The sequence below is a fragment of the Kitasatospora sp. NPDC001261 genome (assembly GCF_042896795.1).
GTDB lineage: Bacteria > Actinomycetota > Actinomycetes > Streptomycetales > Streptomycetaceae > Kitasatospora.
The window spans coordinates 206,751-230,405 of the sequence record NZ_JBIAXP010000006.1 but is presented as its reverse complement, the minus strand read 5'-3'; the positions used below and the strand labels follow the sequence as shown (position 1 = coordinate 230,405).

The 23,655-nt window shown below is 72.5% G+C and carries 22 protein-coding genes; 13 read left to right on the top strand and 9 right to left on the bottom strand.

Going from position 1 to position 23,655, the window contains the following annotated elements; translation table 11 throughout:
* Window positions 1–260 precede the first annotated feature (260 nt).
* The 3 genes from ACFY4B_RS10650 to ACFY4B_RS10640 all read left to right on the top strand — a co-directional run bounded on the left by ACFY4B_RS10650 (window position 261) and on the right by ACFY4B_RS10640 (window position 3,934).
* A complete protein-coding gene (locus tag ACFY4B_RS10650; RefSeq protein WP_049650498.1) occupies window positions 261–1,871 on the top strand; it encodes an RICIN domain-containing protein in 1,611 nt (536 codons plus the stop codon).
* A gap of 227 nt (window positions 1,872–2,098) precedes the next feature.
* Entirely contained in the window at window positions 2,099–3,379 is a 1,281-nt protein-coding gene (locus ACFY4B_RS10645; RefSeq protein ID WP_049650487.1) for a glycosyltransferase family 39 protein, read from the top strand.
* 63 nt (window positions 3,380–3,442) lie between these two features.
* Entirely contained in the window at window positions 3,443–3,934 is a 492-nt protein-coding gene (locus ACFY4B_RS10640) for a MarR family winged helix-turn-helix transcriptional regulator (RefSeq protein WP_387967178.1), read from the top strand.
* Between the two features lie 166 nt (window positions 3,935–4,100).
* Here the strand turns inward: ACFY4B_RS10640 and ACFY4B_RS10635 are convergent, their stop codons facing one another.
* Window positions 4,101–4,583 (bottom strand): hypothetical protein, encoded by a 483-nt coding sequence (locus ACFY4B_RS10635; RefSeq protein ID WP_074004012.1) that lies wholly within the window; start codon window positions 4,581–4,583, stop codon window positions 4,101–4,103.
* 439 nt (window positions 4,584–5,022) lie between these two features.
* Here ACFY4B_RS10635 and hemL point away from each other — a divergent pair, with 439 nt between their 5' ends.
* The 7 genes from hemL (at window position 5,023) to ACFY4B_RS10600 (ending at window position 12,087) form a co-directional block, all read left to right on the top strand.
* Window positions 5,023–6,351: a glutamate-1-semialdehyde 2,1-aminomutase gene (hemL, locus tag ACFY4B_RS10630; RefSeq protein WP_375876951.1), complete on the top strand. Its 1,329-nt coding sequence runs from the start codon at window positions 5,023–5,025 to the stop codon at window positions 6,349–6,351.
* 74 nt (window positions 6,352–6,425) lie between these two features.
* A complete protein-coding gene (locus ACFY4B_RS10625) occupies window positions 6,426–7,076 on the top strand; it encodes a histidine phosphatase family protein (protein ID WP_049650499.1) in 651 nt (216 codons plus the stop codon).
* Window positions 7,077–7,219: 143 nt separating this feature from the next.
* Complete coding sequence (locus tag ACFY4B_RS10620) at window positions 7,220–7,837, top strand: TlpA disulfide reductase family protein (RefSeq protein ID WP_049650491.1); 618 nt, start codon at window positions 7,220–7,222, stop codon at window positions 7,835–7,837.
* The gene (locus ACFY4B_RS10615) at window positions 7,834–8,607 is read left to right on the top strand and encodes a cytochrome c biogenesis CcdA family protein (RefSeq protein ID WP_234348286.1); all 774 of its coding nucleotides are present in this window, start codon (window positions 7,834–7,836) and stop codon (window positions 8,605–8,607) included. Before ACFY4B_RS10620 ends, ACFY4B_RS10615 begins: the two co-directional genes overlap by 4 nt.
* 2 nt (window positions 8,608–8,609) lie before the next feature.
* Entirely contained in the window at window positions 8,610–10,424 is a 1,815-nt protein-coding gene (locus ACFY4B_RS10610; RefSeq protein ID WP_387967176.1) for a cytochrome c biogenesis protein ResB, read from the top strand.
* Between the two features lie 3 nt (window positions 10,425–10,427).
* Window positions 10,428–11,558, top strand: a complete 1,131-nt coding sequence (gene ccsB / locus ACFY4B_RS10605; RefSeq protein WP_049650493.1) for a c-type cytochrome biogenesis protein CcsB — start codon at window positions 10,428–10,430, stop codon at window positions 11,556–11,558.
* Window positions 11,559–11,700: 142 nt separating this feature from the next.
* The gene (locus ACFY4B_RS10600) at window positions 11,701–12,087 is read left to right on the top strand and encodes a hypothetical protein (RefSeq protein WP_143204614.1); all 387 of its coding nucleotides are present in this window, start codon (window positions 11,701–11,703) and stop codon (window positions 12,085–12,087) included.
* Window positions 12,088–12,103: 16 nt separating this feature from the next.
* On the opposite strand, the gene ACFY4B_RS10595 is transcribed toward ACFY4B_RS10600, so the two are convergent.
* Window positions 12,104–13,270: a ScbA/BarX family gamma-butyrolactone biosynthesis protein gene (locus ACFY4B_RS10595; protein ID WP_387967174.1), complete on the bottom strand. Its 1,167-nt coding sequence runs from the start codon at window positions 13,268–13,270 to the stop codon at window positions 12,104–12,106.
* A 349-nt stretch (window positions 13,271–13,619) separates the two neighbouring features.
* Here ACFY4B_RS10595 and ACFY4B_RS10590 point away from each other — a divergent pair, with 349 nt between their 5' ends.
* Entirely contained in the window at window positions 13,620–14,258 is a 639-nt protein-coding gene (locus ACFY4B_RS10590) for a ScbR family autoregulator-binding transcription factor (protein WP_387967172.1), read from the top strand.
* A gap of 34 nt (window positions 14,259–14,292) precedes the next feature.
* Here ACFY4B_RS10590 and ACFY4B_RS10585 read toward each other — a convergent pair whose 3' ends face one another.
* The 4 genes from ACFY4B_RS10585 to ACFY4B_RS10570 all read right to left on the bottom strand — a co-directional run bounded on the left by ACFY4B_RS10585 (window position 14,293) and on the right by ACFY4B_RS10570 (window position 17,949).
* The gene (locus tag ACFY4B_RS10585; RefSeq protein ID WP_049661418.1) at window positions 14,293–14,904 is read right to left on the bottom strand and encodes a ScbR family autoregulator-binding transcription factor; all 612 of its coding nucleotides are present in this window, start codon (window positions 14,902–14,904) and stop codon (window positions 14,293–14,295) included.
* 263 nt (window positions 14,905–15,167) lie between these two features.
* The gene (locus ACFY4B_RS10580; protein WP_049651530.1) at window positions 15,168–15,377 is read right to left on the bottom strand and encodes an acyl-CoA carboxylase epsilon subunit; all 210 of its coding nucleotides are present in this window, start codon (window positions 15,375–15,377) and stop codon (window positions 15,168–15,170) included.
* 95 nt (window positions 15,378–15,472) lie between these two features.
* Window positions 15,473–17,074 carry an acyl-CoA carboxylase subunit beta gene (locus ACFY4B_RS10575; protein ID WP_049651531.1) on the bottom strand — a complete coding sequence of 534 codons (1,602 nt, stop codon included), beginning with the start codon at window positions 17,072–17,074 and terminating at the stop codon, window positions 15,473–15,475.
* A 452-nt stretch (window positions 17,075–17,526) separates the two neighbouring features.
* Window positions 17,527–17,949, bottom strand: a complete 423-nt coding sequence (locus ACFY4B_RS10570; protein ID WP_375876948.1) for a PLD nuclease N-terminal domain-containing protein — start codon at window positions 17,947–17,949, stop codon at window positions 17,527–17,529.
* 92 nt (window positions 17,950–18,041) lie between these two features.
* Between ACFY4B_RS10570 and ACFY4B_RS10565 the strand changes: the two genes are divergently transcribed.
* Both ACFY4B_RS10565 and mqnP read left to right on the top strand, forming a co-directional pair.
* Window positions 18,042–19,499 (top strand): menaquinone biosynthesis decarboxylase, encoded by a 1,458-nt coding sequence (locus tag ACFY4B_RS10565; RefSeq protein ID WP_049651533.1) that lies wholly within the window; start codon window positions 18,042–18,044, stop codon window positions 19,497–19,499.
* Window positions 19,496–20,392 carry a menaquinone biosynthesis prenyltransferase MqnP gene (mqnP, locus tag ACFY4B_RS10560; protein WP_369808292.1) on the top strand — a complete coding sequence of 299 codons (897 nt, stop codon included), beginning with the start codon at window positions 19,496–19,498 and terminating at the stop codon, window positions 20,390–20,392. The genes ACFY4B_RS10565 and mqnP overlap by 4 nt, the downstream gene beginning before the upstream one ends.
* 75 nt (window positions 20,393–20,467) lie before the next feature.
* Here mqnP and ACFY4B_RS10555 read toward each other — a convergent pair whose 3' ends face one another.
* The 3 genes from ACFY4B_RS10555 to ACFY4B_RS10545 form a co-directional block, all read right to left on the bottom strand.
* Window positions 20,468–21,262, bottom strand: a complete 795-nt coding sequence (locus tag ACFY4B_RS10555) for a nucleoside-diphosphate sugar epimerase (protein ID WP_387967169.1) — start codon at window positions 21,260–21,262, stop codon at window positions 20,468–20,470.
* Window positions 21,263–21,568: 306 nt separating this feature from the next.
* The gene (locus ACFY4B_RS10550) at window positions 21,569–22,324 is read right to left on the bottom strand and encodes an alpha/beta fold hydrolase (RefSeq protein ID WP_375876946.1); all 756 of its coding nucleotides are present in this window, start codon (window positions 22,322–22,324) and stop codon (window positions 21,569–21,571) included.
* A gap of 79 nt (window positions 22,325–22,403) precedes the next feature.
* A complete protein-coding gene (locus ACFY4B_RS10545) occupies window positions 22,404–23,627 on the bottom strand; it encodes an FAD-dependent oxidoreductase (protein ID WP_387967167.1) in 1,224 nt (407 codons plus the stop codon).
* Window positions 23,628–23,655 lie beyond the last annotated feature (28 nt).

The following is a 23,655-nucleotide window of genomic DNA, read 5'->3' as shown; positions in this document are numbered from 1 at the left end:
TCCTGGGGCGTGGGGCGGCGGCTCTTCGTCGTGCCGGGGCGGCGACGCCCCGTCAGTTCCCGGTGGTGTCACAAGCCTTGTTGCGTTACTTGTCAGTACCTAGAATGTGAGACCTGCTCACCTTTCCTGCTCCTCTCTTGCTCCGCGCCGCTCGGCGCCCCGCCCGGGCGGCCCCCCACCCCCGCAAGGAGACGCGTGTGACCAGGTCCCCACGGTCGGCGGCGCGGCGGACACGCACCGGGTCCTCCCGGTGCGCCGCATTGCTCGCCACCGGAACCCTCCTCGCCACCCTCGGCCTGGCCGGCGCCCCCGCCGCCCTGGCCGACCCCGCCCCGGCCGCGCCCGCGGCCACCCGACCGGCCGCGGTCGTCGCCCTCGGCGACAGCGCCATCTCCGGGGAGGGCGCCGGCACCGACACCAACGACGGCTACTTCCCGGAGACGGACAGCCCCACCAACTACTGCCACCGCCACCCCAAGTCGGAGATCTTCGTCACCGACATCCCCGGGGTCACCCCGATCGACCTCGCCTGTTCCGGAGCCCAGACCGGCGACCTGGTCAGCGACCCGGAGCTGGCGAAGGTCACCGGCCCCGGCAGCGGCGACTTCGGCGAGCCCAAGCAGGACGTCAAGCTGGCCGACACGGCGGCGAAGTACGACGTCAAGATGGTCGTCGTCACGATCGGCGCCAACGACGACTTCGACTTCAGCGGCATCATGATGCACTGCCTCGCGCAGTACTTCCCGATCCCCAAGGACCAGGGCTGCCGGGACACCATCGGCAGCGACGAGATCCGCCGGCGCGCCAAGGGCGTCCAGCCCAAGGTGGTCGCGGCGCTCCAGAACATCCGTCAGACCATGCGCCGGGCCGGCTACGCCGACTCCTCGTACCAGCTGGTCTACCAGTCGTACTTCAACCCGATCACCCCGGACATCCGGCGCAACGACTACCTCGGCAAGGTCGCCGACGGCTGCCCGGCCTTCCCCGAGGACCTCGCCTGGGGCCACAACTGGGTGGTGCCGACGCTCAGCGACGCGCTGCGCGGCGCGGCCGAGCAGGTGCCCGGCGTCCGGTACCTCGACCAGCGGCGGGTCGCCTTCGGCCACGAGGTCTGCGCGGAGTGGACGAGCTCCCCGTACGAGTACACCAACGGGGACGTCATCAACCTCTCCGAGTGGGTGCGCAACGGCTGCGACTCGCAGATCGGCATCCCCGGGCTGTGCATGAACATGGTCCGCCAGTCGTACCACCTGCGGGTGGCCGGCTACCGCGGCGAGGGCGTCTGCCTCGGCCAGTTCTACGCCCGGCCCGAGCTGGCGCAGGCGTACTGCACCCTCAACCAGCAGAACACCACCTCGATCCAGCCGCTCACACCCGGACAGCCGTTCGGCGACGTCCCCGAGGACGGCGCCTGGTACCAGCTGACCAACGCGGCCAGCGGCAACGCGCTCGACCTCACCGGCGGCGGCAGCTACGGCGACTCGACCAACGGCCGGGCCGCGATCACCTATCCGGCCACCGGCGGGCTCAACCAGTCCTTCGTCCTGGAGGCGAAGGCCGGCGGCAGCTACGAGCTCGACTTCAGCGGCAACCGGAACATGTGCCTGGACGCCAACGCCGCCTCCACCGCCCCCGGCACCCGGATCCAGCAGTGGGGCTGCACCGGCGGCGGCAACCAGCACTGGGTGTTCAAGCCGGCCGGCAACGGCCGCTACAAGATCGCCGACTCCCAGGACCAGGGCAAGGTCCTGGCCGCCGGCGCCACCCTCGACGCCAAGGGCAACCCGTACGTCGAACTCGCCGCCGACACCGGCGCCGCCGACCAGCTCTGGCAGCTCACCAAGCTCGGCATCGTCTACGTCCACGGCTGATCCGCCCCGCACGTCCTGAGGCCCCGGCCGCCGCCGCCCCCACCCGGGCGGCGGCGGCCGCGTGCACGACCGGGCCGGTGTGGTGCTCGGCACGGGTGGCGTGGTGCTGCGCGCCGGTCCGGAGGGCGCCAGGGGCCGTCGGTTCGGGGTCGTGCCGTAGGCTCACGGGAAAATCGTTGCGCCGGAGCCGCGCGGACCACGAGCGGGGCGGGGAGTACCCAGACCAGATGAGCACGGCATCGAGCACCGAGTCGTCCAGCACCCAGCCCGGAGCGCCCGGGGCGGCGCCCGCGGAGGCCCCCGAGGAACGGACGGGCCCGGCGTCCGGACGGTTCGGGGCACTGGTGGACCGCTTCGCGCCCGCGCTGGGCGCGTACGCGGTGGTCAAGGCCATCGGCCTGACCGTCTTCCTGCTGCTGCTCTCGCACACCGGCGACTACCTGAAGAAGCAGCCGGGCCGCGGCGGCGGCGCCCACGCCTGGGACGTGCTGGGCACCTGGGACGGCATCTGGTACCAGCGGATCGCCGAGAACGGGTACAACCCGCAGCTGATCCCGCTGCACGGCTTCCCGCTGGCCACCTACTACGAGAACTCGGCCGCCTTCTTCCCGCTCTACCCCTGGCTGATGCGGCTGGTCGGCGCCGTCACCGGGCTCGGCCCGTACGGCTCCGGGATCGTCGTCTCGGTGATCGCCTCGCTGGTCGCCGCGGCCGGGATCTTCGCCGTCGCCGAGCGGCTGGGCGGCTTCCGGGCGGGCGTGATCGCCGCGGTGCTCTGGGGCCTGTTCCCGGGCTCCGGCGTGGAGTGGGCGGTCTACTCGGACTCGCTGTTCGTCGCGCTGTCCGCCTGGGCCTGCTACTGCGTGATGACCCGCCGCTGGGTGGCGGCCGGCCTGCTGGCGCTGGTGGCGGGCCTCAACCGGCCGACCGCCGCCGCGCTGATCGCCGCCGTCTCGATCGCCGCGCTGGTCGCGCTGGTCCGCCGCACCGACGGGGTGGCCCGCCCGCTGACCGCGATGCTGATCACCCCGTGGGGCCTGATCGGCTACGTCGCCTGGGTCGGCTGGAAGATGGGCGACTGGGGCGGCTACTTCAAGCTCCAGCAGGGCGCCTGGAACCGCTACTTCGACGGCGGCGCCTCCACCCTGCGCACGATCATGGACGTGATCACCGGCCACTGGGACTTCTGGCAGTCCAACCCCGTCCCGGACCTGATCGCGATCGCCCTGCTGATCGCCCTGCCCGGCTTGCTGGTACTGCTCTGGCGCACCCGGCCGCCGCTGGTGCTGTGGGTCTACACCGCGCTCACCATCATCACCGCGCTGAGCAGCAACCAGATCTTCGGCAACATCTCGCGCTACCTGCTGCCCGCCTTCCCGCTCTGCATCGGCCTGGCGGTGGCGCTGCGCAAGCTGCGGACCTCCTCGCTGGCCGGGCTGCTGGCCATGCCGGTCCTCGCGGCGGGCTGGTACGCGGGCTATGCGCTGTTCGAGTTGGGCATCCCGTAGACCCGGCGTTGGTTGGCAACGGGATCATCCGGCAGCAGACGGGCCGTTGCTAACCTCGGACGTATGACGACGACCCCGCCGCCCGTGCGCCAGATCCGCGACATCTCCGGGCTGATGGACCACGCGAGCCACGTGCTGGCCACCCGGATGGCGGCCGCCTTCACCGAGCTCGGGATCACCCCGCGCGCCTACTGCGTGCTGTTCCACGCGCGGGCGGGCGAGCGCACCCAGATCCAGCTGGCCGAGCTGGCGGACCTGGACAAGACGACCATGGTGGTCACCGTCGACGAGCTGGAGAAGGCGGGCCTGGCCGAGCGCCGCCCGTCCGCGACCGACCGGCGGGCCCGGATCGTCTCGGTCACCGAGGCAGGCGAGCGGGCCGTGGTGCGGGGCAGCGCGATCGCCGACCGGGTGCACCGCGAGCTGCTGGAGTCGCTGCCGCAGCCCGAGCGCGAGGTGTTCCTCTCGGCCCTGATCCACCTGGTGGACGGCCACCTCGCGGAGCCCGTCGAGGTCGAACGCACCGTCCGCCGCGCCCGCCGCTCCCGGGGATAGTCGCCGGCCGCCCGCCCCGGACCGCTTCCGCGGGCTCGCCGCCACCGTCCCGTGGTCGACCGGGTGCGAGAATCGACCGTCCGTCAACTCGCTTGAATGCGACCGGTGTTCGAAGGGTCAGCCTGGATCCGGCCCGCGTTCGAACGGCGGACCGGACCCCGGGGTGCTACGGCCAGACCAGGCAGTACAGCTGGTGCCCGGCCTCGTGCAGCCGGTTGGCGAAGTCCTGCCACTCGTGCAGCATGCTGTAGATCACGAACGCGTCCCGCGGCCCGCGCCGGTCCGGCACGGTGGACCAGATGAAGGCGGCGGCGCCGAGCTCGGTCTCATCGGCCTTGCGCAGCGGCTCGACGACGTTGTGGGGGAGCTGGACGACGGCGTAGTCGGGGTGCAGCACCACCAGTTCCAGCGGCGGCACCTGGTGCAGCGGGACGCCCTGGATGCCGGTGAGCACCATGGCGCTCATCGTCTCCGGTTTGATCTTGGTGGAGAGGTGGCCGGTGGGGGAGCCGCTGGTCTCCATCAGGTCGCCGAGGCGGCCCAGTGCGCCGAGCTCGCCGGCCTCCAGGCCGAGCCCGCCCGGCCCGAGGGCGGTGGGGACTCTGGCGGCCGTCGCGCGGTCCGGGGCTCCGAAGTACTTGTAGGTCACCCCCACGCGTCCCTCACCCCGCCTCTCACCGCCGCGACGACCACGACCCGTACCCGCTCCCGTACCCCCGCGTGCGGTCTCGGCGGGCCTGCGGGAGCCCCCCGCGGCCTCGTCGTAACCGTCCTGCGCCTCGGACACTCGGACCATCCTCACCGGAATTCGCCGGAATCGACAGACCCCCGCACGTCCGGCGCCCACCGGACGTGCTCCTTACCCGTCATGCGCCGCCGTACCCATTCGCGGTACGCGGCAGTCCTCTCCACACCCCTGCACACAGACCGGAGGTCCTGTGCACTCTGTGTACACAGTCTGACTGGTCCCCGGTCCGGTGAAGTCAGCGGCCCCTGCTGTACGGACAACCGTACAGACAACGGTGCCCGGATCATCGTTCCAGATGATCGGGTCGGACATGCAGAGCGTGAGGACACGATTTGAGACCATGTCTTTTGTGAGCTACCCCTACGAAGCCCCCCAGTCCCAGTCGCTGTTCGACCGCGCCTCCGTGGTGACGCCCGGCGGCGTCAACTCCCCGGTGCGCGCCTTCCGCGCGGTCGGCGGCACGCCGCGCTTCATGGTGTCCGGCACCGGTCCCTACCTCACCGACGCCGACGGCCGCGAGTACGTCGACCTGGTGTGCTCGTGGGGTCCGATGATCCTCGGCCACGCGCACCCCGCGGTGATCGACGCCGTCCAGCGGGCCGTCTCCCGCGGCACCTCCTTCGGCACCCCCGGCGAGGGCGAGGTCGAGCTGGCCGAGGAGATCGTCGCCCGGGTCGCCCCGGTCGAGCAGGTCCGCCTGGTCTCCTCCGGCACCGAGGCCACCATGTCCGCGATCCGGCTGGCCCGCGGCTTCACCGGCCGCGCGAAGGTGGTGAAGTTCGCCGGCTGCTACCACGGTCACGTGGACGCGCTGCTGGCCGCCGCCGGTTCCGGCGTGGCCACCTTCGGCCTGCCGGACACCCCGGGCGTCACCGGCGCCCAGGCCGGCGACACCATCGTGCTGCCGTACAACGACCTGGCCGCCGTCGAGCAGGCGTTCGCCGCCCACCCGGGCGAGATCGCCTGCGTGATCACCGAGGCCTCGCCCGGCAACATGGGCGTCGTCCCGCCGCTGCCCGGCTTCAACGGCGGCCTGGCCCGGCTCTGCCGGGAGAACGGCGCGCTGTTCATCTCCGACGAGGTGATGACCGGCTTCCGCGTCTCCAAGGCCGGCTGGTACGGCCTGGAGGCGGCGCACGAGGGCTGGGCGCCGGACCTGCTGACCTTCGGCAAGGTCATGGGCGGCGGCTTCCCGGCCGCGGCCTTCGGCGGCCGCGCCGACGTGATGGCGCACCTGGCCCCGGCCGGCCCGGTCTACCAGGCGGGCACCCTGTCCGGGAACCCGGTCGCCACCGCGGCGGGCCTGGCCCAGCTGCGCGGCTGCACCGACGAGGCGTACGCGACGGTGGACAAGGTCGCCGCCGAGGTCTCCGGCCTGGTCGCCGACGCGCTCGCCAAGGAGGGCGTCGCGCACCGGCTGCAGACCGCCGGGAACATGTTCTCGGTGTTCTTCACCGAGGCCCCGGTCACCGACTACGACGAGGCCAGGACCCAGGAGGCGTACCGTTTCACCGCCTTCTTCCACGCGATGCTGGCCGAGGGCGTCTACCTGCCGCCGTCCGCCTTCGAGTCCTGGTTCGTCTCGGCGGCCCACGACGAGCGGGCGATCGAGCGGATCGCCGCCGCCCTGCCGGCCGCCGCGCGCGCCGCTGCCGCCGCCACGGCCTGACCGCCGCGGCCCGTACCCCGATTCCCAGGAGTAGTCGAGAAGTGAGCGCCAAAGAGATCACCGTCGTCCACGTGATGCGGCACGGCGAGGTGCACAACCCGGAGGGCGTCCTGTACGGGCGCCTGCCGGACTACCACCTGTCCGAGCTGGGCCGGAAGATGGCCGAGCGGGTCGCCGAGGACCTGGCCGACCGGGACGTCACCCACGTGGTGGCCTCCCCGCTGGAGCGGGCCCAGGAGACCGCCGCGCCGATCGCCGAGGCGCACGGCCTGGACATCGCGGTGGACGCGCGGCTGATCGAGGCGGAGAACGTCTTCGAGGGCAAGACCTTCGGGGTCGGCGACGGTTCGCTGCGGAACCCGGGCTACTGGAAGTACCTCACCAACCCGTTCAAGCCGTCCTGGGGCGAGCCCTACCTCGACCAGGCGGTGCGGATGATGGGCGCGATCGGCGCGGCCCGGGACGCCGCGCGCGGGCACGAGGCGGTCTGCGTCAGCCACCAGCTTCCGATCTGGATCCTCCGCTCCTTCGCCGAGCGCCGCCGGCTCTGGCACGACCCGCGCAACCGGCAGTGCTCGCTGGCCTCGCTGACCAGCTTCACCTTCGAGGGCGACCGGATCGTCTCGGTCGGCTACCGCGAGCCGGCCCGCGACCTGCTGCCCGCGCACCTGGTGGGCAAGGGCCGCAAGGGCGACAAGCCGGTGGGCAAGAGCTTCGGCGCCTAGCCTCCCGTAAGCGGCGTGTAAGTATGACTTCGGGTCACCCGGCGACTGCCGGGTGACCCGATTTCGTCGCAGGTCAGAAGGGGTGCGACGCGCAAGGGAGGACCCCGGCGAACCGGCCCGGAACTCCATGCGAAACTTTTCACATGTCTGCCATGACGCGCCCCCGTCCCCGTGTCGCCGCAGCAGCCGCCGCCACCGTCGCCGCCGCTGCGCTCGCCCTCACCGGCTGTTCCTCCTCGGGCTCGTCGGGCGGCGGCGAGGGCCAGGTCGGCTTCGTCACGGTCAAGGGCACCAACCTGTCGAAGGCGGACGCCGGGAAGCGCGGGGACGCGCCGGACATCTCCGGGGACACCCTGGAGGGCACCCCGGCCAAGCTCTCCGACTACCGGGGCAAGGTCGTCGTGCTGAACGTCTGGGGCTCCTGGTGCGGCCCGTGCCGGGCCGAGGCCAAGAGCCTCCAGAACGTCTCGGAGAAGTACAAGGACCAGGGCGTCCAGTTCCTCGGCATCAACACCCGGGACACCGAGAAGCAGAACGCCGTCCGCTTCGAGCAGGAGCAGGGCGTCACCTACCCGAGCCTCTTCGACCCGGCCGGCACCCAGCTGCTCAAGTTCCCCAAGGGCAGCCTCAACCCGCAGTCCATCCCGACCACCCTGATCGTCGACCGGGACGGCAAGCTGGCCGCCCGCGCCGTCGGCGGCACCACCGAGGACGCGCTGGAGTCGATCCTCCAGCCGGTGGTCGCGGAGCAGAAGCAGTGAGCCTGCCGCAACAACTCGCCGACAACACCGGGACCCTCCAGAGCGGAGCGCTGCTGGTCGCCGCGCCGATCGCGCTGGCGGCCGGACTGGTGTCGTTCTTCTCGCCCTGCGTCCTGCCGCTCGTCCCCGGCTACCTGTCGTACGTGACCGGCTTCTCCGCCGCCGACCTCGCGGACGCGCGCGGCGCGCGGCGCGGCCGGATGCTGCTCGGGGCGACGCTGTTCATCCTCGGCTTCACCGCCGTGTTCGTCTCGGGCGGGGCGCTGTTCGGGCAGTTCGGCGACACCCTCCAGGAGCACAAGCGGGTCATCTCGATCGTGCTCGGGGCGGTGACGATCGTGATGGGCCTCGCCTTCATGGGCCTCGTCCCCGGTCTGAGCATGCGCGAGGTGCGCTCCCACCGCCGTCCGTCGGTCGGCCTGCTCGGCGCGCCGCTGCTGGGCGTGGTCTTCGGCGTCGGCTGGACCCCCTGCATCGGCCCGACCCTGGCGACCGTCCAGAACCTCGCCCTGAACCAGGCCGACGCCGCGCGCGGCGCCCTGCTGATGACCTTCTACTGCCTGGGCCTCGGCGTACCGTTCATCGTGGCCGCGCTGGCCTTCCGCCGGGCGCTGGGCGCCTTCGGCTGGGTCAAGCGGCACTACCCGCTCGTCATGAGGATCGGCGGCGGCATGCTCGTCGCGGTCGGTCTGCTGCTCGTCACCGGGATCTGGGACTCGATGCTGAGCCAGCTGCAGTCCTGGACCGCCGACTTCCAGATCGGAATCTGACCGTGAGCAACACCACGACCGAGACCGAGCAGCCCCCGGCGCCGGACGACGTCGCCGCCGAGCGGCTCAGCACCGCGCCGGTCGAGTCCGACGGACCGACCGGCATAGGGGCGTTCGGCTGGGCGCGCTGGATGTGGCGCCAGCTGACCTCGATGCGGGTCGCCCTGATCCTGCTCTTCCTGCTGTCGCTGGCCGCCATCCCCGGCTCGCTGATCCCGCAGTACCAGAACGGCCAGGGCCAGCTGAAGGTCGAGGCCTGGAAGGCGCAGCACGCCACGGTCGCGCCGATCTACGAGAAGCTCCAGCTGTTCGACGTCTACAGCTCGGTCTGGTTCTCCGCGATCTACATCCTGCTGTTCGTGTCGCTGGCCGGCTGCATCGTCCCGCGCACCTGGCAGTTCGTCGGCGTGCTGCGCTCCCAGCCGCCGGCCGCGCCGCGCAACCTGACCCGGATGCCGGTGCACGCGGCCTGGCGCACCGAGGCGGACGCCGCCGCGGTGAACGCCGCCGCGCACCGGCTGCTGCGCAAGCGCGGCTTCCGCGCCCACCTGTCCGGCGGCGCGGTGGCGGCCGAGAAGGGCTACCTGCGCGAGGTCGGCAACCTGCTGTTCCACCTGTCGCTGTTCGCGCTGCTCGGCGGCTTCGCCTGGGCCAGCCTGGCCTCGGGCACCGGCGGCAAGCTGATGGTCCAGGGCGAGGGCTACTCCAACACCATCACCCAGCTCGACGACTTCAACGGCACCCGGTTCTACGGCAACCAGGACCTCGACCCCTTCTACCTGAAGCTGGACAGCTTCACCTCGAAGTTCCAGACCAAGGGCGACCAGATCGGCGCCGCCCGGCAGTTCACCGCGAACGTCGAGTACTACGAGGGCAGCGACCAGTCGAAGCTGAAGAAGTCGACGATCGAGGTCAACCACCCGCTGGAGATCGGCGGCAGCAAGGTCTACCTGATCGGCCACGGCTACGCCCCGTTCGTCAGCGTCAAGAACGGCAAGGGCGAGGTCGTCTACCGCGGCGCCGTCCCGTTCTTGCCGCAGGACGGCAACCTGACCTCCACCGGTGTCGTGAAGGTCTCCGACTACGGCGTGGGCCCCGACGGCAACAAGACCCAGATGGGCTTCTCCGGCTTCTTCCTGCCGACCGCCCCGCTGAGCTTCGAGGGCACCGGCCCGGTCTCGCTGTTCCCCGGTGACGCCGAGCCCGAACTCGTGCTGAACGCCTTCGCCGGCGACCTCGGCACCGACTCCGGCCTGCCGCAGAACGTCTACCAGCTCAACACCCGCAAGCTCACCCAGCTCACCCAGGACGGCCAGCCGGCCAAGGCCCGGCTCAAGCCCGGCCAGGCCTGGGACCTGCCCGACGGCTACGGCTCGGTGACCTTCGAGGGCTACAAGCAGTGGGCCAGCTTCAACATCTCGCACCGTCCGGGCAACGCGATCGCCCTGAGCGGCGGCGTGCTCGCGATCCTCGGCCTGATCGGCTCGCTGTTCATCCAGCGCCGCCGGATCTGGGTGCGGGCGGTCGCCCTGCCGGGCGGCGGCACCCAGGTGGAGCTGGCCGGCCTGGCCCGCAGCGAGTCGGCGAAGATCGCCGAGGAGCTGGCGGAGCTCGCGGTCGACCTCCAGGACGACGCTCCCGCCTCCGAGGACGAGGAGGACGACGTCCCGGCCCCCGAAGGTGAGGACGGCACCCCGGCCTCCGCGGGCGAGGACGCCGACACCGAAACGGACGTACCCGAGGAGACCGGGACCCCCACAGTCCCGGCGGCCTCCCCGGAACCCGCAGTCCCTGCCGACCAGAACTCCAAGGAGTAGACGGTGCATCTCGCCTCGGCGGTCGACCCACAGCTGGCCGACCTCTCCAACAAGCTGATCTATTCGGCGATGGTGGTCTACACCCTCGCCATGTTCGCCCACATGATCGAGTGGACCTTCGGCAGCAAGGGCGCCGTCGCCGTCCGCTCGACCGAACAGGCGGGCAGCCTGGGCGAGACCGTCGCCGCGGCGGACAAGAAGGCCGCGAAGAAGGTCACCGTCACGGTGGCCGGGGCCGGCGGCGGCACCACGACGCTCACCCGCACCGCGATCGCGGGCGAGGGCGCGACGGTGGTCACCACCGGGCGCGGCGCCGAGGAGGAGGACGGCCCGGGCGCGGCCGGCACCAGCGTGCGGGCCGACCTGGCCGGCCGGATCGCCGTCTCGCTCACCGTGCTGGCGCTGGCGCTGCACGGCGGCGGCATCATCACCCGCGGCCTCTCGGTCTCCCGCTGGCCGTGGGGCAACATGTACGAGTTCTCCTGCGCCTTCGCCTTCGCGATGACGGCCGCGTACCTGGTGCTGCTGGCCGCGAAGAAGAAGGTCCGCTGGCTCGGCCTGCCGGTCGTCCTCGCGGTGCTGCTGACCCTCGGCATCGCCACGACGGTGCTGTACACCGACTCCGAGCAGCTCGTCCCGGCGCTGCACTCGCCGTGGCTGGCGATCCACGTCTCCACCGCGATCTTCTGCGGCGGCGCCTTCTACGCGGCGTTCATCGCCACACTGCTGTACCTCGGCAAGGAGTCCTTCGAGAAGCGGACGGCGGCCGGCCTCACCACCGGCCCGCTGGGCACCTCGGCCTCGATCTGGCGCCGACTGCCCGCCGCGTCCACCTTCGACAAGCTGTCCTACCGGATCAACGCCCTGGTCTTCCCGCTGTGGACGTTCACCATCATCGCGGGCGCGATCTGGGCCGAGGCGGCCTGGGGCAAGTACTGGGAGTGGGACCCGAAGGAGACCTGGTCGTTCATCACCTGGGTCGCCTACGCCTGCTACCTGCACGCCCGTGCGACGGCCGGCTGGAAGGGCCGCAAGGCCGCCTACCTGGCGCTGGCGGCGTTCGCCTGCTGGCTCTTCAACTACTACGGGGTGAACATCTTCGTCACCGGAAAGCACTCCTACGCGGGGATCTGACCGGGGCACACGATCACCCACCGGCCCGGCTCTCTCCCACAGGTAGCCGGGCCGATGTGTGAAACGGGGTAGTGCGCGCCGGCCGCCGGCCGGTGCGAGAGGGAACTGAGGAGGAAATCGCGCAATGGAGTGCGACGAGGTCATGCTGACCGTCCGAATCACCGCCGCCGAGCGCACGCTGCTCCGCAGGCTCGCCCAGGGACACCGGAGCGACGTGTCGGAGGTGGTGTCCGACGCGCTGCTGGACATCATCCCGACGCTCAGCGCGCCGGGGGACGCCTACCGGTTGCTGGGGGCGCTGGCCGTGCCCGCGCCGTGCGCCCTGACGGTGTGGCTGCCGACCCCGCTGGCCGATCTGCTGGTGCCGGGCGCGGCCCGGATCGCGCAGATCACCGACGTCCGGGTCGAGTCGGCCAGCGCGGCCCTGGGCGCGGCGCTGCGGCTCTGGCTGTCCCAGGACCCGGTCCGGCTGGCGACCAACCTCAGCGTGATGCACGCGGGCCGGCCGGCCGCCCTGGTGGCCGCCTGACGGGCCCGGGGCGTCCCTAACTCGCCAGCGGCAGCCGGGTGCCCCCGAGGCCCGGCAGGGGAGGGCCGGGTACGGCGGGGCGGCCGTCGTAGGCGTCCCGCCGGACCGGCACCCCCGGGCCCTCGGCCGGTCCGTCCACCGGCACGGTGAGCAGCAGGCACTCGGCCGCCGTCCGGCCGTCCTGGAGCAGCTCGACCCGTACCGCGAGCCGCCCGTTCGCCGCGGCCGGCCCCTCGGTCGGCCCGGGGGCCGGTTCGGGGGCGGCCCGGACGAAGCAGGGCCGGTCCAGCTCGATGTAGTGGTCGAAGGAGGTCACCAGCTCGACCGGGACCACCGGCTCGGGGTGGCGCAGCCGCTGGGCGGCCTGCCGGGCGGCCTCCAGCACCAGCATCCCGGGCACGTGGTCCAGCTCGTGGTCGAACAGCACCGGGTGGGTGGCGTCGGCGCGCAGCAGCCAGGTGTCCGGCGCCAGGGTCGGGCTGAGCACCACGTCCGCCGGCTGTGCGCGGCCGACCAGCTCGGGCGCGGCGGGCGCCGGCGGGCGCGGCGGGAGGGTGCGCCGCGCGGGGCCGCGCAGCCGGGCGTACGAGGCGGGGGAGACCACCCGCAGCCGTCCGCTGCCGCGGCCGATCGGCCGGCCGTTCCGGGTGACGTCGACGCAGACCCGGAGCGAGGCGAGCTCGCCGTGCCGCATCCGGACGTCCTCGCAGCCGACGGCCAGCATCAGCGAGGCGGGGCCGGTGGTGACGGCGAGGCCCGGCAGGCCGGTCCCGTCGAGCGCGTAGGAGAGGTCCTCCATCATGAAGTGGTGGCCGCGCGGCACCCCGAACCCGGCGTGGCCGATCAGCAGCCCGGTCTGCCGGATCGTTTCGGCCAGCAGCACCGGGTCGTGGTAGCGGTCCCCGGGCAGCCGGTAGAAGCCGTGCAGCCGGGGCCACTGGGCGCCGAGCAGGAAGTCGTACGGGCCGGTGGCCTGCCAGCCGGTGAGGAACACCTCGGACACCGAGGCGCGGTGCACCAGGTGCCGGGAGACGGTCCGGTCGTGGAAGTCGTAGCCGGTGGCGGGGCCGTGGTGGAAGTCGTAGCCGGTAGTGGGGCCGTCGTCGAACCCGAAGCCGCCGGCGCTGCCCGGGCCGGGGTGGGCATACGGATCGTGCGGGTCCGGCTCTACGATCGATGGCATGACGGGCCCCCGCTTCAGGGTGTCGGTCGGAGCGGCCGCCACGGCCGTCCGAGCAAAACATACATACCACCCGGTTTGTGTTCGGCGGCTGGGGTGCCCAGGCCGAACGCTCCGGCCCGGCCACGCTACCTGCCCCCCTGGGCTGCGGGAATGCCCGTTCGGGAGGCCTCGGACCATCGGTGGGGGGCCGTCCCCGCTGGACGGCGGGGGCGAAGCAAGCGCTAGATTAGATACCAACCATGCGGTTTCGGAGGGTGCCGTCCGCATGCGAGCGCCGCCCCCGCAGGGGCCGCGCCGACAGCAGCCGGGTGGGGCGGGGATCGCGCCCGGCCGAGTCCGGAGGGGGCCAGTGGTCAAGCAGGAGCGGGCTGGGCGGACCCGGCGGGCCGTACTGCTCGCCGCCGCGGAGACCTTCGCGCGGGTGGGCTTCGAGGCCGCCAGCCTGGTCGACATCAGCCGCCGGGCCGGGGTGAGCAAGGGGGCCCTCTACTTCCACTTCGTGTCCAAGCAGGCCCTCGCCGACGGGGTGCGCCGCGCCTCCGGGCGGGAGGTCGGCTCGGCCGCGCTGCGCGCGCTGCGGGCCGACGGCCCGGCCCTCCAGGGGCTGATCGACTTCTCGCACGAGCTGGCCCGGATGCTGCGCGAGGACGTGGTGGTGCGGGCCGGCGTCCGGCTCGGCCGCCAGGGCCCGCGCCGGGACGGTGCCCAGGAGGGGCCGGACGGCCCGCCCGTGGCCTCCGACGTCGCCTGGCGCAGCCTCACCGCCGTCGTCCACCGGCTGCTGGACCGCGCCGCCGAGGCCGGCGAGCTGCGCCCCGGGGTGGACCGGCGGGCCGCCGCCGAACTGCTCACCGCGGTGGCGGCCGGCCAGGTGCTGCTCGCGGGCGAGGAGACCGGCCGGCCCGGTCCTGAGGCGGTGAGCCGGCTCTGGACGGCCGCGCTGCCGGCCCTGGTGGCGGCGGAGCACCGGGCGGGCTACCGGGTCTGACCGGCCCCGGCCCCGGGGCTCCCGGAGTCGGGGCTCAGGCGCGCTCGGCGACGCTCAGCCGGGCGAGCGCGTGCGGCTGGACCAGGCCGGGCAGCAGCAGCGTCCAGAGGTCGGACAGCCGCTGGATCAGGTCCTGCCGGTCGGCCAGCACCTGGGAGCTCAGCTGGATGCCGGTGACGGCCCCGGTGATCACCCCGGCGGCCGCGGTCAGGTCGACCCCCGGGTGGAGGTCGCCGGCCTCCCGGGCGTGCTCCAGCAGGACGCGGACGGTGTCCATCCAGCCCTGGTAGGCCGCGAGCTGCGGCTGGGTGAAGCTGCCGTGCTCGATCGTCAGCCGGATGCTGCCGCGCACCAGCGGGTCGGTCTGGAGCGCGCGGGCGAAGGCGTACCCGAGGTCGATCAGGTTCTGCACCGGGCTGTCCGAGGCCGGTGTCCAGCCGGAGATGAAGACGCCCTGTCCCTCGATGACGGCGAGCGCCAGCTCCTCCTTGGAGCGGAAGTGGAAGTACAGCGCGCCCTTGGTGACGCCGGCGCGGTCCAGGATCTCGGACATCGTGGCGGCGGCGTAGCCCCGCTCGTCGAACACCTCGGCCGCCGCGACGAGTACCGTCTGGCGGGTCGCCAGCGCGCGGGCCTGCCTGGCCATCGCAGCCTCCCTGGAAAGTTCTGGTCTCGGCAGCGGCCGATCCTATGGGGGCGGACGGGGCGGCGGACGCATACCGTCCAGTAGGCATCCTACCGAGCCCGCCGCGGGCCCCTCCGGCCCCGGCCGACCGGGCGGGAGCACCGCCGACGCGGCCCCGGACCAGCGCCGACGCGGCTCCGGACGAAGCCCGAGGCGGCCCGGGCAACGCCGGACGGCCGGTCACCCGAGCGGGGTGACCGGCCGTCGGCACGGGCCGTGGGCCGTCAGGCCGCCTGCTGCCAGCTGAACGGCGAGTAGTACGCCGGGCGGCGCTCCAGGCGCTGCCAGTTGGCGATCGGCTCGATCGGCGCGGCGGCGGCGGCCTGCTGCGCGACGGCGGCGCGCGCGGCGAGGACGGCGGTCAGGGCGGCGAGTTCCTCGTCGGTGAGGCTGCCGCGGACGATGCGGACGAGGGGTTCGGCGGAAGCGGTCATGTCCTGGTTTCTCCCCCGGGTGGCTGCGGTCTGAGGTGGTGGCGCGTCGGTGCGGGCTGCTGCTGCGGTGCGGGCTGTCGCGGCGGTGCGCGCCACTACATCGGCGGGTTGCCGTGCTTGCGGCTGGGCAGGTCGGCGTGCTTGGTGCGGAGCATGGCCAGGGCGGAAGCGATCACCTGGCGGGTCTCGGCCGGGTCGATGACGTCGTCCACGAGGCCGCGCTCGGCCGCGTAGTACGGGTGCATCAGCTCGTTCTTGTATTCCTTGATCTTCTGGGCGCGCATGGCGTCCGGGTCCTCGGCGGCGTTGATCTCGCGCCGGAAGATGACATTGGCCGCGCCCTCGGCGCCCATCACGGCGATCTCGTTGGTCGGCCAGGCGTACGAAAGGTCGGCGCCGATCGAGCGGGAGTCCATCACGATGTACGCGCCGCCGTAGGCCTTGCGCAGGATCAGCGAGATGCGCGGCACGGTGGCGTTGCAGTACGCGTACAGCAGCTTGGCGCCGTGGCGGATGATGCCGCCGTGCTCCTGGTCGACGCCGGGCAGGAAGCCGGGGACGTCGAGCAGGGTGACCAGCGGGATGTTGAAGGCGTCGCACATCTGGACGAAGCGGGCGGCCTTCTCGCTCGCGTTGATGTCCAGCACGCCGGCCAGCGACTGCGGCTGGTTGGCGATGATGCCGACGACGTGGCCGTCGATCCGGGCGAGCACGCAGAGCACGTTGGTGGCCCAGCGCTCGTGGACCTCCAGGTACTCGCCGTGGTCGACGATCTCCTCGATCACCTTGCGCATGTCGTACGGGCGGTTGCCGTCGGCGGGCACCAGGTCCAGCAGGCTGTCGTTGCGGCGCTGGACCGGGTCCTCGGTCACCACGGACGGCGGCATCTCGCGGTTGTTCTGCGGCAGCAGCGACAGGAGGTAGCGGACCTCCTCGATGCAGGACTGCTCGTCGTCGTAGACGAAGTGCGAGACGCCGGAGACGCCGGCGTGCACGTCGGCGCCGCCGAGGCCGTTCTGGCTGATCTTCTCGCCGGTCACCGCCTGGACCACGTCCGGGCCGGTGATGAACATCTGCGAGGTCTCGCGGACCATGAAGACGAAGTCGGTCAGCGCGGGGGAGTACGCGGCGCCGCCGGCGCACGGGCCGAGCATCACCGAGATCTGCGGGATGACGCCGGACGCCTTGGTGTTGCGCTGGAAGATGCCGCCGTAGCCGGCCAGGGCGGTGACGCCCTCCTGGATGCGGGCGCCGGCGCCGTCGTTCAGCGAGACCAGCGGGGCACCGGCCGCGATGGCCATGTCCATGATCTTGTGGATCTTCTGGGCGTGGGCCTCGCCCAGCGCGCCGCCGAAGATCCGGAAGTCGTGCGCGTACGTGAAGACGGTGCGCCCGTGGACGGTGCCCCAGCCGACGATCACGCCGTCGGTGTGCGGCTTCTTGGCCTCCAGGCCGAAGCCCTGGGCGCGGTGCCGGCGAAACGGCTCGACCTCCTGGAAGGAGCCCTCGTCCAGCAGCAGCTCGATGCGCTCGCGCGCGGTCAGCTTGCCCTTGGCGTGCTGGGCCTCGGTGGCCTTGTCGCTGGGGCCGCGGCGGACCTTCTCGCGCAGCTCGTGCAGCTCGGCGACCCGCCCGCGGGCGTCGGCCGGGACCTCGGGGACCTCGCCGTCGACCGGCGCCTCATGCACAACCGTCATCTCGAACCACTCCAAGGGTGAGGGAACTGTCCGACAGCCAACGTCTGCTGTGCCCCCGGCTGCGAATCACTTTCTTCACTTATGACTGTACGAGGGGCCGTGCGCTGGTTTCGGCGTCGATTCCGTACAAGGTCGAGTTCGTTTAGCTGTCAGGCCTGGACAGAAGCGGTCGGATCGTTGACTGAGCGCTCGGTGTTCATTCGGATACCGGGGGTTGTCGGACAGATGATGGTCCGATGATCTGAGCATGAAGGAAAGCGCAGGTCAGGGCCGTCTCCCAGTACTGTAGGCCGGTCCTCTTGGGCCCCGCTCAAGGTCCGCTCAAGCCCGGCGGGCAGGGGGTCGCCGTCCGGGTTAGGGGTTGCGCAGTCGTAGGGAAGCACCAAAAATGCCGCAGCCCACCCCGCACGGTGGGGGTGGGCTGTCCGGGCGAGCGGGCGGACCCGCTCCGATCAGCTCTTCCTGCCGTCCTCGGGCTCGTCGCGGTCGCGCAGCTCCCGCTCGCGACGGCGCAGATCGGCCTCCCACTGCTTGAGCATGGACTCGTGGTCTTTGTCGTCCTTCTTCAACGAGGCGAGGAACTCGGGGTCGTCGTCCGGCGCCAGCGGGCGCCCGCCGCGCGCGGCGGGACGGCCCGCCCGGTCGTCGGCCGGGTACCCCGGGTGGGCCCCGGCGGACGCGGCCCGCAGGAAGCCGCGCTGCTTGCCGGCGATCAGCCAGGCGATCGGGCCCAGCGGCGGGAAGAGCAGCACGATCAGCACCCAGACCACCTTGGGCAGGTGCTTCACCTCGTCCTCGGGCGTGGTCAGGCAGTCCACGAACGCCCAGACCCAGAGCGCGAGCGGAAGGATGATGGTCAGAAGAATCCTCGGCACGGCTGGGATCTCCCCCCGGGCGGCGATGGTGGCGGGCGCCTTCCAGGGGCCCTTGACCCGGCCAGGCTATCGGGTGGCGGATACTGACAGGCATGGCATACGACGATCTCCGCTCGTTTCTCCGGGCCCTCGACCGTGAGGGCGACCTCAAGCGCATCAAGGCGGAGGTGGACCCGCACCTGGAGATCGGCGAGATCGTCGACCGGGTGCAGAAGGCCAAGGGCCCGGCGCTGCTCTTCGAGAACGTCAAGGGCTCGTCGATGCCCCTGGCGATGAACGTCTTCGGCACCGAGCGGCGGCTGGCCAAGGCGCTCGGCCTCAAGGGCCCGGACGACATCTCCGAGAAGATCGCCGGCCTGCTCAAGCCCGAGCTGCCGCAGGGCTTCACCGGCTTCCGGGACGCCTTCGGCAAGCTCGCCTCGATGGCGCACGTCCCGCCCCGGCACGTGAAGCCGGGTGACGCCCCGGTGCAGGAGGTCGTGCTCACCGGCGACGACGTCGACCTGGACGACCTGCCCGCGCTCTTCACCTGGCCGCAGGACGGCGGCTCCTTCTTCAACCTGGGCCTGACCCACACCAAGGACCCGGACAGCGGCATCCGCAACCTGGGCCTCTACCGGCTCCAGCGGCACGACCGCCGCACCATCGGCATGCACTGGCAGATCCACAAGGACAGCCGCAACCACGCCGCGGTGGCGGCCAAGCGCGGTGAGCGCCTCCCGGTCGCGATCGCCTTCGGCTGCCCCCCGGCCGTCACCTACGCGGCCACCGCGCCGCTGCCCGGGGACATCGACGAGTACCTCTTCGCCGGCTTCGTCGCCGGGGAGCGGGTCCGGATGGTCGACTGCAAGACGGTGCCGCTCCAGGTCCCGGCCGACGCCGAGGTGGTCCTGGAGGGCTGGCTGGAGCCCGGCGAGATGCTGCCCGAGGGCCCGTTCGGCGACCACACCGGCTTCTACACCCCGCAGGAGCCGTTCCCGGCGCTGAAGATCGACTGCGTGACGATGCGCCGCCGCCCGATCCTCCAGTCCATCGTGGTCGGCCGCCCGCCGACGGAGGACGGCCCGCTGGGCAAGTTCACCGAGCGGTTCTTCCTGCCGCTGCTGAAGATCATCATCCCGGACATCGTCGACTACGACCTGCCCGAGGCCGGCGGCTTCCACAACTGCGTGATCGTCTCGATCGACAAGAAGTACCCCAAGCACGCCCAGAAGACGATGCACGCGATCTGGGGCGCGCACATGATGTCGCTGACCAAGCTGATCATCGTGGTGGACGCCGACTGCGACGTGCACGACTACCAGGAGGTCGCCTGGCGGGCCTTCGGCAACGTCGACTACAGCCGGGACCTGACCGTGGTCGAAGGCCCGGTGGACCACCTGGACCACGCCTCGTACCAGCAGTTCTGGGGCGGCAAGGCGGGCATCGACGCGACCCGCAAGCTGCCGGAGGAGGGGTACACCCGGGACGGCGGCTGGCCGGAGATGGTGTCCTCCGACCCGGCCACCGCCGAACTGGTGTCGCGTCGCTGGAAGGAATACGGACTGTGAGCACGGCCGCTGTCGAGACACCGGGGCGCACCAGGGCGTTCCTCCGCCTGGTGATGATCGAGCACTCGGTCTTCGCGCTCCCGTTCGCGTACATCGCCGCGCTGACGGCCATGTTCCTCGCGGACAAGCGGGTGCACTGGGGCGAGCTGTTCGTCGTCACCGTGTGCATGGTGGGGCTGCGCACCTTCGCCATGGCGGCGAACCGGATCATCGACCGGGAGATCGACGCCCGCAACCCGCGCACGGCCACGCGTGAACTGGTCACCGGAGCGGTGTCCTTGAAGACCGCGTACGTCGGCTCGGCCGTCGCGCTGGTGGTCTTCCTCGGCGCGGCCGCGATGCTCAACCCGCTCTGCCTGGCGCTCGCGCCGGTCGCCGTGGTGCCGATGGTGGTCTACCCGTACGGCAAGCGGTTCACGAACTTCCCGCAGGCGATCCTCGGCATCGCCCAGGCGATGGGGCCGGTCGGCGCCTGGCTCGCGGTCACGGGCAGCTGGTCGTGGGAGGCGGTCGTGCTGGGCGTGGCCGTCGGCATCTGGATCGGCGGCTTCGACCTCGTCTACGCCTGCCAGGACGTCGAGTCCGACCGCGAGCACGGGGTCCGTTCGGTGCCCGCGCGGTACGGCGTGCCGGCGGCCATCCGGGGCGCGCGGGTGTGCCACGTCCTGACGACGCTCCTGCTGGGCTGGTTCGCGCTCCTGACGGACGCCGGAGCGGCGTTCTGGATCGGCCTCGTGGTCGTCGCGGGGGCCTTCGTGTACGAGCACACCATCGTGCGGCCGAACGACCTGTCGAAGCTCAACCGGGCGTTCTTCCAGACCAACAGCTTCGTGGGGATCTCGCTGTTCTTCTTCGCGCTGGTGGACCTGGTCGTCCGGGGGCTCGGGATCTGATCCGCGCGTCCGCCGGCGGGCTCACGGGGCGCTCCTCCCGCCTCGTCCGGGCCCGCCCGCCGCTCGGGGACCGGCTCAGCGGAACAGGGCCGCGTGGTCCCTCGCCCAGGCGTGGAAGCTGCGGGCCGGGTGGCCGGTGACGTCCTGGACGGTGCTGGTGGCCGGCTCGGGGGCGGTGAGGCGGGCGTGGACGAGGTCCAGGGCGCCGTCGACGGCGGCCGACGGGCGGCCGGCGGCGGACAACCGGTGGCGGGCGGTCTCGCGGGGGACCTCCTGCCAGGTGGCCGGGCGCCCTGCGGCCGCGCCGATGATCTCCACCTGCTCCGCCTGGGTCGGCGACTCCGGGCCGGTGAGGACGTACCGGGCGCCGTCGTGGCCGTCCTCCACCAGGGCCCGGACGGCCACCGCCGCGACGTCCCGCTCGTCCACCGGGTTCAGCCCGGCCGCGCCGCCGTAGCCCCGCACCGTGCCCCCGGCCCTGATCTCCTCCGCCCACTGCAACGCGGCGGCGAAGCCGTGCGCCCGCAGCACCGTGTGCCGCACCCCGCTGCCGGTGAGCAGCGCCTCGATCCCGCCCTCCGGCCGGCCGGGGACGGCCGAGGACAGGAACACCACCCGCCCGACCTCCCGGGCCAGCACGCCGACGGCCTCCGTGGCCCCGTCCGCCGTCGGGAACGGCCACCCCAGCAGCACCGCGCCGGCGCCCTGCACCGCGGCCTCCAGCGATGCCGGGTCGCGCAGCTCCCGCCGGGGCAGCGTCCGCACCCGCACGCCGGCCGCCGCGAGCTGCAGCCCGACGTGCCGCCCGACCGCTCCGGAGACGCCGATCACCAGCACCGGCGACGTGTCGTCAACTCGCTCATCTGTCATGCATCGAACGTAAGCGAGAAGGATGAGACGCCCAATGCGCACGGGTCTCGGGTCCATGCGCCAGCGTCTACCCCGCGGCGCGCGCCAACTCCCGCACGCCCCCTGATGCTTCGCGCTCTGGGCGGCCGCCGCCCTCCTCGGCCCCGCGGTGCGGGGTGCGGGTCCGGAGGTGCCGCGGGGTCAGTCGCCCAGGTGGGGGGCGTCCGGGTGGTAGGTCCGCTGGCGTTCGACCGGGGCGGCGGCGAAGTCGCCGTTGCCGTTGACGACCTCGCCGACGCCGACCCGGAGGCCCCGGCCGGGGCGGCCTCAGTTGTGCAGGAAGCCCTCCAGCGCCGTCGCGAGGGCCACCGGGGCCTCGTACATCGGGTAGTGCCCGCTGCCGGCGAGTTCCTCCAGCTCGGCGTTGGGGTAGTGGGCGAGGAAGGTGCCGCGCATCACCTCGGCGGTGAGGGCGAGGTCGTGCTCGCCGACGATCACCTTGACCGGCACCGGGTTGCCGTCGATCCGGCGCCGCAGGTCGGCCGTCGTCCAGTCGTGGACGTAGCGGCCGAAGGCCTCGGGGGTGGACTGCCGCAGGGACTGGTCGACCATGCGGTCGAGCCAGACCCGGCCGGCCCGCTGCCCGGTGACCAGGTCGAGGATCGCGAAGCGCTTCTCCCGGTCCTCGGCCGCGCCGTAGAACAGGGCCTCGCCCGCCGCGTCCATCGGGTACTCCCCGGCCGGCACCGGGGCCAGGCCGACCAGCTTGCGCACCCGCAGCGGCGCCTCGGCGAGCACCTGCTGGGCCGCCTTGCCGCCCATGGAGTGGCCGACCAGCGAGAAGCGGTCCCAGCCGAGCTGGTCGGCCAGGGCGAGCGCGTCGGAGGCGATCTCGGCGAGCGTGTACGCGCCGGTGACGCCCTTGCGCAGCCCGTAGCCGCGGTAGTCGAGGAAGGCGTAGCCGAAGGCCTTGCCGTCGAGGTAGTCGAGGAACGGGCCCCAGCCCGCGCTGGTGCCGAACCAGTCGTGCAGGACCAGGACGTGGTGGTCGCCGGTGCCGATCAGGCGGTGAGGGATCGTCATGCCAACGGTCGTTCCCCGCGATCCGCCCGTCCGAACGGACGGTTCGCGGGGATCCGGGGCGGATGCCGCCCGCCGGGGCTCAGGCGTCGCGCCGGGCGAAGGCCGGTGCGTGCTCGGGGAGCGGGCCGAAGGCGATCAGGCGGGAGAGCAGCACCGGGAAGCCGGGGACGTGCCGGGCGAGGGCCACCAGCCGGGCGGGCGGGCCGGCCCGCTCGCCGGTGAGGACCGGCTCGAACAGCACGCTGTGCAGGACCCGCTGCATCCGCTGCATGATCACCGTCGGCCGCAGCCGGCGGTGCTGGACCCGGGCCAGGGCCGCCACGGTCGGACGGCCGCGGCGCAGCGGTTCGGCGAGCAGGGTGGCGGCCGCGACGGCGTCCTGGATGGCGAGGTTGATGCCCACCCCGCCGGCCGGGGACATCGCGTGGGCGGCGTCGCCGATCAGCAGCAGCCCGTCGGTGTACCAGCGGTCCAGCCGGTTGAGCCGGACGTCGAGCAGGTGCAGGTCGTCGAGGCTCGCCAGTTGGTCGACCCGGTCCGCGTACTGGGGCAGCAGCCGGGCGATCCGCTCGCGGAACCGCTCGATCCCCTCGGCGCGCAGCTGCGGGTCGGCGCCCTTGGCGCGGAAGTAGGCGATCTGGAAGTAGTCGGTCCGGGCGAAGCTCAGCACCATGTCGCCGGCCCCGAACCCGGGGACGAGGCTGGGCGGCTGGGCCTGCTCGTGGGGGTGCCGGGGCAGCCGGAACCACCAGGTGTCGAAGGGCACCGGGAACTCCTGGGCGGCCAGGCCGGCCGCCCGGCGCAGGGTGGAGTGCCGGCCGTCGGCGGCGACGGTGAGGTCGGCGCGCAGCTCGCCCTCCTCGCCGTCCCGGGTGCGGTACCGGACTCCGGTGACCCGGCCGCCGTCCCGGAGCAGTCCGGTCGCCTCGGTGTTCATCCGCAGGGTGAAGGTCGGCTCCTGCCGGGCCTCCGCGACCAGGAAGTTCAGGAGGTCCCACTGCGGGATCATGGCGATGTAGTTGTACGGGGGTCGCAGCCGCTCGTAGGCGCTCAGCGCGACGGGGGCGGAGCCGGGGGGCTGCACCACCAGGTTGCCGAGGCGGCTCTGCGGCAGCGCGGCGAACTTCCGGCCGAGGCCGAGTTCGTCCATCAGCCGCACGGTGGAGGCGTGGACGGTGTCGCCGCGGAAGTCGCGCAGGAAGTCCCCGTGCTTCTCCAGCACGGTCACCTCGACACCGGCGCGCGCCAGCATCAGGCCCAGCATCATTCCGGCCGGCCCGCCCCCGGAGATCACGACGCTCATGGCTCTCCCCTTTCAGTGCTCGATTGAT